Here is a 7,876-nt window from a genome sequence, read left to right on the forward strand (position 1 = left end):
CACTAAAACGGCGATTGAGAACAGGGTCACTGCACAGCGTTGACAGCAGAGGCCTTGCCATAACATGCGCCGGGATCAATATGGTTAGATTGGGCAGCGCTGGGTCGGCGTGTTTTGTTGCCTTAACCGCAGAACAGGATAGCTGATTAAAAGTGAGAGTTTGGGGCATGGTGAGTGTTGGTGCTTGCAACCAAGCCATCAGCCCCACGAACAAGAGCAGGCTCATCAGGGTGTAACAGCGCGGCGCAGCGGGATGGTGCCAGAGCCGCGTCATGACGTCATTCATCACGGCGATACGTTCCTTCGTTTTGTGAAGAAACTACGCCAATGTTATGAAGTTAATATGACAATTTGGAACGATTACGGCTGTTCGGTGCATTTAACCACCTATTTAGCGATCATCGTTTTGCAGACATTTTACGACGCATTTGTCCCATTAACGTGGACGTTGATGAGAAGCGTATCGCTGTTTATTTAAGCCGTCATCTAACACCAGCCACATTGCGAGGGTAACTACTTTCCCAAAGGCAACCTCTTTTTCGGTGGATAAACAGACCCACTTATTCGAGCCACATCAGAAACATCTATGGACTACATTAGGAAATTAAACGCTTCAATTGAGCTTGTGGCAACATATCAAAGAAGTAGTGCAAAGCTCTACATAGCGTGCCAATCACTCAATTCCACACATCTGCCACGGTACAACACCTCACTATCCGGATCTCGATTAGCTGTCACGATTAGCTCTGAACTGCTTTTCAGTGTCTGCCACTCCTTGGGTGACATATAGCGAATATCACTGACGTTTTTAAGACTATCTATAAGTATGAGCTCGCCAGTTGGCCCATCACGCATCCACACCATCGCTCTGTTATCTGAAATACGGTCCATAGATACATTTCGTTGCATGCGAAGACTAGACTGTCCAGGTCTATCTCCTTGATAAGCGACCAATGCAAAGTGGTCTTTTTGCGTACCGGAGGACATCATGGCGAGATAGTTTGCCGGACGCACTTCCGTGGCATTAATGCCAGTTGGAGTGTTCATTAGAGTGGATTGGATAAACATGCCGACAAACAAAGAGAAAGCCATACCAGCAGGAAGCCACCAACCCAAGTTTGATTTGCGTTTTCGAAAGCCGAAGGTGCTGTTTACAATCTTCTTCCAAACTCGTTTAGGTGGCCTTTTCAGATTTTTGGAAGAAGAACTCAGATCAGAACTCGGAGTGATACTAGACAAGTTTTGTTGCCACTGTTCAACATGTTCCCACCAAGAAGGATCGGCCTTCATTAAAGCTTCCAGCCTTCGTCTTACTCTGGGGGTTTGTGTACCAAGCACATATTCACCAGCAAGTTTGTCTCTCAACTCAACATTATGATAACGCTGGCTATTTATTGTGTTAGACATCGCTTCAACTCCTGTAAACCACGACGAATCCAAGATTTAACTGTTCCAAGTGGTGTTTTTACATGCAGCACAATTTCTTGATGACTCATACCATGCTGATAAGCCAGTACAATAGCATTGCGTTTCTCCTCACATAGAGACTTAAGACAATCATCGAGTCCCATATTCATATGGACTTCTGCAAGCTCGCAGGCTTCTTCCATCACATTATCCACATGTCCATCCCAAGACCTACCGCGCTTTCTGACTTCATCAATTGCTAGGTTCCTCATGGTTTGGCAAAGCCAGGCCCAAGGGTAATCTAAAACATATTGTTGTTCGCTATACCAAAGCTTAACGAAACCTTCTTGCAATATATCCGCGGCTATCTGCTCATCTTTCACTATGCTGCAGATCAGAGTGAATAGCCTTGCGTTGGTTAACTGGTAGAGCGCTTCGAACGCATTTCGGTCTCGAAGCGCTATTTTGGAGAGCAGTAAACCTATCTGATGTTTATCTGTACTCACAATTTCCTCATTGAGTGATCAGGTGCCACACATTATTCAAACCGTCACCAGTAGTATCACCAACCTTGGAGTCTTTAGACCAGCGATAGAGTGGCTTGTCCTGAAACGTCCATTGATAAGTGTCATCGTTACGCTTGGTAACACCAAAACCTCCAGAGAGTTTCAAGTTGTCAATACCCTTTTGGATTAACTCTGAACTGACGTAAGCTGGAGGCCACTTGACGGCACAATCACCGTAACACTCCGATTGATTGCCTTTATCTTTGTCGAAGGAATAAAGAGTAAAATTATTCTCATCAACCAGATAACGACGATTACCGTCGTTATAAAGACTAATTGCCACATCATCGGCACGAGCTAAAGGCCAAACCCCTTTAATACCAACACCATTAATATCCCCTTCTTGACTATCTTTAGACCATCGATAAAGAGGTTTACCATTCAGAGCCCATTGCTGACTCCCATCATTCCTCGTTATTTGGCTAAACGCTGAATTTCCAGCGAATCGTTGAATGACGCTATCGCTGACTAATAGCGGAGGCCAAAGCTTTTCACAACTTTCAATACAGACTGACTCCCCTACCGGGTCTTTAGAAAAGGTATATAGCGTTCTACCGGCATCATCCGCATAAACTTCACCGATTGAGGTTTCGACTGTATTTACTGATGCCATCGCATAGGCCATGGGTGCAAAAATAAGTGTCGATAAAATGAGTTTTTTCATCGTTCAATTCCCTTAACTATTGAGTCCAGCCTTCACGAGTAAAAAAGGGTTTACCTTCTTCACTATTTACAAAGTTAATAAAGCCTTGAGTTTGAGAATCAGCCCCTTGAGTTTTAGCCAGTGTCAAATCGCGATATATCCGTCTTTCTGGTTCGATTTCGACATAGTCAACTTTGTCTGCATGGTTGAGAGGCCAATGAATCCATGTAATCCAAGCATCGGCCTGCTGCTCTTGGAATGCTTTAAAACTCGCACCACTGCCTTTGGCATAGGCAATAATTTTACTACGAAAGTTTTGAACATCCGCTAAAGAGCCTTTGCGTCCGGCAATATCTTCCCAGACACCTGTACCCGATGTGTTGTACACACCTAAACCTTCAGTTACGACGATACGCGCCGGATGTTCCAGTAAATCGTTAATACCCATGATGTTTTTCGGGTTGCCTTTAGGGACAGCAATCACTGCTCTGCGCAGGTAAACTGGCTGAACATCATCGTCCTTGATAAACGGATAAGTTTCTACAAAGGCGCTCATTGATTGTTCCGAAGACCCAAAAATCAGATCGGCATTCTTCTGAGCGTCGTGAGTCCATTTAGATTCCGGCCCGGCGATAACGTTGATGGTTATGCCTGTTTTATCGCTGTATGCCTTAGCAGCCTGACGAAGCGCCGTATCAGGGCCTCCCGGGCCATAAATATTAATTACTCCATCTTTAGGTTGATGTTGAATGCTCAGATCGAGTGTTGGGGATGCAACTGAAAGTGAACTGACCATTGCTAACGTCAAAGTCGCTAAACTCGTAATATGCTTCATATATTTTCCTCGATTACAAAATGGTTCATAAAAGAGACGTATCGCGATGAATTTTGGATGCACAAAAGATAAAAAATTTAAAAGTTAAGAGAACTCCATAATCTTAAAAGCAATATTTGCCATCTTTGCTCATGGCTACTAGGTGAGACCCCCCAGTTTTGTTGGAGAGCGGCTTTATTATCTAATCCGTTGCGGCAGGACTAGGATCGAGACAGTAGGAGCGCTTCCTTGTTGAATTCAGTGATAGCTTGTCTTGTATATCTAGGCCAAACCAAAGTTTGAGAGTGGCCTCAATAATTACAAAATCTACATACTAGCTAACTATATCCACATTCGTCTTAGGTACTGCGCAGCAAGCCAGGACCATTCCTTTAGCCTTGTCACTGTCTTGAATTCCAGGCGCATCGGGCTGGTACACTTCTCCTGATTTCACCGTGACTTTACAGGCTCCGCAGAATCCAGCTCTGCAATTATTTGAAATGGAAAGCCCCATAGCTTCAGCTTGCTCTAGAACAGTGCGTTGGTTGCTTCCCTCAAACACGACACCATCAAGGTTGATTTGAACCTTTTTATGATTCCCGTCCGTCACTCTTGTAACGCCAAATGTCTCTTGGTGGTACTGTTCTTCAGGCAGCCCACTCTCTATCATTAAGCGTTTTACACTCTCCATGAAACCACTAGGACCACATACAAAAACTTGTCGTTTGTGAAACTCTGAAATTTGATTTAAACGAGTACGACTAAAGTGCCCCTTTTCGCCTAGCCAATCAGGTGATGGTTCGCTAAGGGCCAGAGTTACAGTCACATTGGCGTGTTGCTTTTCTAGCATAAGGAGCTCTTCCATGAATGGAATATCCGCTTCCGTCAAACATTGATGATAAAACGCAATATCACGAGTGTCTCGTTGGTCAGTCAAATACCGAAGTATGGCGATCATGGGCGTCACACCGCTACCGGCAGAAAGCAGTAACAGCGGCTCATTCGATTCTTTAGTAATATGAAATGTGCCTTTGGGTTGATCCGCAATAATGGTATGGCCAACTTGTAAGTGGTTGAACAACCAGTTGGAGACTTCACCACCATGGACCCGTTTCACTGAAATCGACAAACGTTCTGGCCGAGAGGGGCTAGATGACAGCGTATACATTCGTTTAGTCAGTTTGCCATTGACCGTGATCTCAATAGGGAGGTGTTGTCCCGCTTTATATTCCGGCATCAAGCCATTTTTAGGCTTAAACCAAAATGTCTCGAAGTTTCTTGCTACAGGTTCTCTTTCAACACAAATCAACTCTTGTTTTTTGGCGTCGAGATCTTCATAAAACTCCTTGGACTTATACTCAAGCACTTCGATAGCATCATTGATGGAGATAACACCTTCGCTTTTCGCTACAAGGTTTTGCCCGAAAAATATTTTGCCTTGCTCGTTGGCTCTAAAGCGCGAAAAGGTTGTCAATGGCTCTTTACTGGCCCTAAACTCCCCATTTCCCAGATCGAGTGTCGTCAAAATGCACCGCTCACACGGCTCTACAATTTCAAATTCGATGTCACCTATCTTGATACGCTTCCATGAGTCTTCGATAAAAGGTTCGTCTGATTGCACCACGAGGTTGGTACGAAACTGTTCCATGGTGTGGACTTCGCTGCTTCGTCTATTCAGTTCCGCTAATGAACCAGAGCTAATAAGCAAAATAGGAAAACCGTCGGCAAAGCTCACATTATGGCCAAGATTTTCTCTCACACGGTTAGATTGCTCGCCAGTAAACAGCAACTCAACTCGCTTCCCAATTACTTGGCTAAACCAATCATTCGCTTCATCGGTTGTTGTATAGGCGTAGAAGCGGTCTCTCCAAACACTGGCATCTGTAGCCTGCATTTTAAAAGCAGAATAGTGTAATTTTAGCGGCTCCATCCCAGGGTAAGAAAAAATGATACCAGTTGGCAGTAGACTGGAACTCACTTGAACCATATTTGGATACTGACGCGCCGTCACCATCGTTGGGTATTTAGCGAAGGCGGAAACTGCCTCGCCAGTCAGCGCCAACATAAAGCGACGATCAAAAGCAAGGCCTTGCTTTTCAGTCCACGAAGAAGAGAGTGAAAGCCCGCCAATGGATTTGACTGGATAAATAGTGATTTGGGAAAGTACGGTAGGATTTACCACAATGTCACCCTTTATTATTGTGTTGATTGAACCGCAAGCAACGATTTTAACGACCGAGTATCTTGTGAGGAGGTAGGTTGCTTCGCTGAATTAAGCATGAAGCGCATCAAAGCCGACGCATTCAATGCCATTTTTTATTAGCCAGAGAGAAAACTCATCGCTGGTTAAAATCTTCCACTCTTCAACGCGAGCATGAGCATAGCTAGAGATGCCCTCTAGCTCTTCATTAAGCGTTCTGGCAGGGTGACACATTAATTCAATCGTGCTGTTAGGCATGCTGTCTTGATAAGCCAGCAACATGGCTTTGAGGTATTCAATATTAGCGCCTTCGGCATGAAATCCCATATCAAACGCATCTGGGGTCGGGACCGATAACAAGTTTTGACCTCGTATAAAGCTATCAATACGCCTGACGGGGAGGCCTATTTCATTGGCTGCTTGTGTAAAACCTATTTTAAGTGGGCGATAGGCGCCTGCAAAATGGTGGCTATCGATATGATTGATATTAAACCCTGCGTCTATAGCAGCTTGATATTGCGCCTTTAACTCTCTTGCCACTTCATTCGAGGAGACATCTGATTTATTAAATAGGGTCTTTCTATCAAAAAAATGACCATTCTCGTCGACCAGTGTTGGAACCAATGTAGGATCTGAAATGGGTTTACCAGATGTCACTGTAAAATGCAGCCCAACTTCATGAATAAGGCCACGTTGATAGAGCTGTGACGCATGAGCGACGCCAGGTTGGTTCATCATTATGGTGGTCGATTTCACTGTTCCGGCACGAAAACAATCAGCAATCCCCAAGTTCACCGACTCCGTTAGCCCGAAATCATCAGCATTTAATATAAGTTTCATCGTATCTCATCCAAGTTATACCTTATCGATTCTTGTAATAGCGCTATCAGTTCCGATGTCCGTGTTGAGCCTTCCATCATCGACAACGTTGCGCTTCTTGATTGAGTCACCATTAACGTCCCTCCAATGTAACATTACGCAAATTAATCTATAATGACTCGCAAGTTCGAACAAACGAACAAACCCCCATAATGAATTAACCAGAGTAATGCATGAACTCAATAACCAATCAACAACAGCAGCTTTCTCTGCTTCATACTTTTAGCGTTGCAGCGCGCCACTTGAGTTTTACTAAGGCAGCAGAAGAGCTATTTCTGACCCAAGGCGGAGTTAGCCAGCGAATTAAGAAACTAGAAATGCAGCTTCAATTCAATCTATTCATTAGAAAAACCCGAAAGTTAGAGCTCACGCCGGAGGGACAAAGAGTTCTGAGCGTTCTGAACTCATCATTTGAGTCCATATTTTCCACCCTTTCTGACATTCAAACCGGAGAGCTGACTGGTAGCTTACATATAGCCACATCACCTTATTTCGCCTCTGCTTGGCTAATCCCGAGACTCCCTTCACTTCGTCAGCAATACCCCAACCTAAGCCTCAAACTGCAAACAAAACAGAATCAATCTGATTTTCAATTTGAACCTTACGATGTGGCGATTTTTTATAGCCAAGGGCGGTATCCAAACCACTACAGTGAGCGACTGTTTTCAGGAAAAAGAACACCTGTGTGCAGTGCTGATTACGCCACCGAGCATGGCCTTCACAATGGATTGAGCGCTCTATCTGACGTTAATTTTATCCATAGAGGGGATACGAGTGCGTGGCAATATTGGTTAGATGAAATGCATATCGATATTGACTGCAAAAAACGGTGTGACTTCTATAGTGACAATCGGCTAGCAATGGAAGCGGCGGAATTATCGCTCGGTGTGTTTCTTGCTCGATATGAATTTGCGCTGCCTTTAATCCAAGCGGGGAGGTTAGTCGCTCCATTTCCACATATTGAATCGGGCAAAGGCTACGATTTGGTTTGCCCTAAAGGAATGGAAACAAGAGCAAAATTCCAAGCATTTTCTCGATGGGTACGTTCTGAAATAGACAAAGGATAAAGAGTTCTCGTTGTATTGCGATATCACCGAGCACGAATTAAATCAACTTGAAGCTCTTGCAGAGAACGCTGGTCGTCCAGCCTGAGTAGTTGCGGCGGCCAACGCATCAGCAGAGAAGTCATTCCCACCGCCAACAGTGCAAGACTTACTCATGGCAGACATTGCACCGTAACATCACTAAAACGGCGATTGAGAACAGGGTCACTGCACAGCGTTGACAGCAGAGGCCTTGCCATAACATGCGCCGGGATCAATATGGTTAGATTGGGCAGCGCTGGGTCGGCGTGTTTTGTTGCCTTA

General features: G+C 44.6%; 7 protein-coding genes and 1 pseudogene. 1 reads left to right on the forward strand and 7 read right to left on the reverse strand.

Translation table 11 applies throughout. The features are described from left to right. The 7 genes and pseudogenes from JIG40_RS22790 to JIG40_RS22750 form a co-directional block, all read right to left on the reverse strand. Nucleotides 1-289, reverse strand: a pseudogene (locus JIG40_RS22790) (hypothetical protein); the annotation flags it as partial. Between the two features lie 368 nt (nt 290-657). Next, nucleotides 658-1,407, reverse strand: a complete 750-nt coding sequence (locus JIG40_RS22725; protein WP_158143190.1) for a hypothetical protein — start codon at nt 1,405-1,407, stop codon at nt 658-660. Beyond that, complete coding sequence (locus tag JIG40_RS22730; RefSeq protein ID WP_158152028.1) at nt 1,392-1,913, reverse strand: sigma-70 family RNA polymerase sigma factor; 522 nt, start codon at nt 1,911-1,913, stop codon at nt 1,392-1,394. Before JIG40_RS22730 ends, JIG40_RS22725 begins: the two co-directional genes overlap by 16 nt. Before the next feature lie 7 nt (nt 1,914-1,920). Next, on the reverse strand, nt 1,921-2,637 hold the full coding sequence (locus JIG40_RS22735; protein ID WP_158152027.1) for a hypothetical protein: 717 nt from the start codon (nt 2,635-2,637) through the stop codon (nt 1,921-1,923). Between the two features lie 16 nt (nt 2,638-2,653). Further along, a complete protein-coding gene (locus JIG40_RS22740) occupies nt 2,654-3,451 on the reverse strand; it encodes a substrate-binding domain-containing protein (protein ID WP_154182443.1) in 798 nt (265 codons plus the stop codon). Between the two features lie 313 nt (nt 3,452-3,764). Then, nucleotides 3,765-5,612: a hybrid-cluster NAD(P)-dependent oxidoreductase gene (locus tag JIG40_RS22745; RefSeq protein ID WP_199466134.1), complete on the reverse strand. Its 1,848-nt coding sequence runs from the start codon at nt 5,610-5,612 to the stop codon at nt 3,765-3,767. A 90-nt stretch (nt 5,613-5,702) separates the two neighbouring features. Continuing rightward, on the reverse strand, nt 5,703-6,470 hold the full coding sequence (locus JIG40_RS22750) for a carbohydrate deacetylase (RefSeq protein WP_158143187.1): 768 nt from the start codon (nt 6,468-6,470) through the stop codon (nt 5,703-5,705). 212 nt (nt 6,471-6,682) lie between these two features. Here JIG40_RS22750 and JIG40_RS22755 point away from each other — a divergent pair, with 212 nt between their 5' ends. After that, the gene (locus JIG40_RS22755; protein WP_199466135.1) at nt 6,683-7,576 is read left to right on the forward strand and encodes a LysR substrate-binding domain-containing protein; all 894 of its coding nucleotides are present in this window, start codon (nt 6,683-6,685) and stop codon (nt 7,574-7,576) included. Nucleotides 7,577-7,876: the final 300 nt, after the last annotated feature.

Source organism: Vibrio sp. bablab_jr001 (assembly GCF_016464285.1).
Taxonomy (GTDB): Bacteria; Pseudomonadota; Gammaproteobacteria; order Enterobacterales; family Vibrionaceae; genus Vibrio; species Vibrio fluvialis.